Source organism: Anaerobacillus alkaliphilus, assembly GCF_004116265.1.
Lineage (GTDB): Bacteria > Bacillota > Bacilli > Bacillales > Anaerobacillaceae > Anaerobacillus > Anaerobacillus alkaliphilus.
On sequence record NZ_QOUX01000049.1, the window covers coordinates 1 to 1,075 of the forward strand.

General features: G+C 37.1%; 2 tRNA genes and 2 rRNA genes. All 4 read left to right on the top strand.

Going from position 1 to position 1,075, the window contains the following annotated elements:
* Window positions 1–88 (top strand): 23S ribosomal RNA (locus DS745_RS23805); the annotation flags it as partial.
* 172 nt (window positions 89–260) lie between these two features.
* Window positions 261–376, top strand: a 5S ribosomal RNA gene (gene rrf / locus DS745_RS23810).
* A 474-nt stretch (window positions 377–850) separates the two neighbouring features.
* Window positions 851–927 (top strand) — tRNA-Met (locus tag DS745_RS23815).
* A gap of 23 nt (window positions 928–950) precedes the next feature.
* Window positions 951–1,041 (top strand) — tRNA-Ser (locus DS745_RS23820).
* The last annotated feature ends 34 nt before the right edge of the window (window positions 1,042–1,075 follow it).

A 1,075-nucleotide genomic window follows, 5' to 3' on the forward strand; every position in this document is an offset into this window, starting at 1 on the left:
CTTAAAGATGATGAGGTTGATAGGTCTCGGGTGGAAGCACGGCGACGTGTGGAGCTGAGAGATACTAATCGGTCGAGGACTTATCCTAAAAATAAGAATTGAATTTTACTCAAGTCTTAAATGTGTGTTATCTAGTTTTCAGGGAATGACCCTGTAGGAATTATGAATTACCAATTATGAATTATGAATTGTTTAAAGCTTCTCAGAGAAGCTCAAAGAACAATAGAACATTCATAATTGACGATTCACAATTTAAAAAATCTAGTGGCGATAGCGAAGAGGTCACACTCGTTCCCATGCCGAACACGATCGTTAAGCTCTTCAGCGCCGATGGTAGTTGGGGGTTTCCCCCTGTGAGAGTAGGACGTTGCTAGGTAACTAAAAAACACATTCGCAGTGAGTGTGTTTTTTAGTTTGTGAAGTCGTAAAAAGCCATTGTTTTAATTGGATAAGGAACGAAGTTTCTACTAATCATAAAAGGTTGTTAAACTTAAATTATTCTAGTACAATGATTATCTACTCGTTAACGGGTGTTTTGAAAGAAAAAACGTTGAACTTGTAGAACAGAACATCTTGTAATAGAAGTCCAGTGGTTGAACAAAATATTTCAAAAAAGATATTGCGCAAGATAAATTATTGTGATATAATTTAATTATTGTCACTGAAAAAATGACAAACAAATTGCTCCTATGTCTGTAAGATGAATGAAGTAACAGATGTCGACAATGTTAGTTATTTTTTGAAAGTTAATGATTAAGTAATTCTTCTAGAAAATTAATTATTAAAAATACACATTGACTTCATTTTATTATATTGATATAATTAAGTAGCTATTTAATTATTTATTTATGGCGGCGTGGCTCAGCTGGCTAGAGCGTACGGTTCATACCCGTGAGGTCGGGGGTTCGACTCCCTCCGCCGCTACCAATTCTATTTCTTTTATATCACACGGAGGAATACTCAAGTGGCTGAAGAGTTCGGTCTTGAAAACCGATAGGTCGTGAAAGCGGCGCGGGGGTTCGAATCCCTCTTCCTCCTCCATATAAACCTGGACCCGTGGTGTAGCGGTTAACAT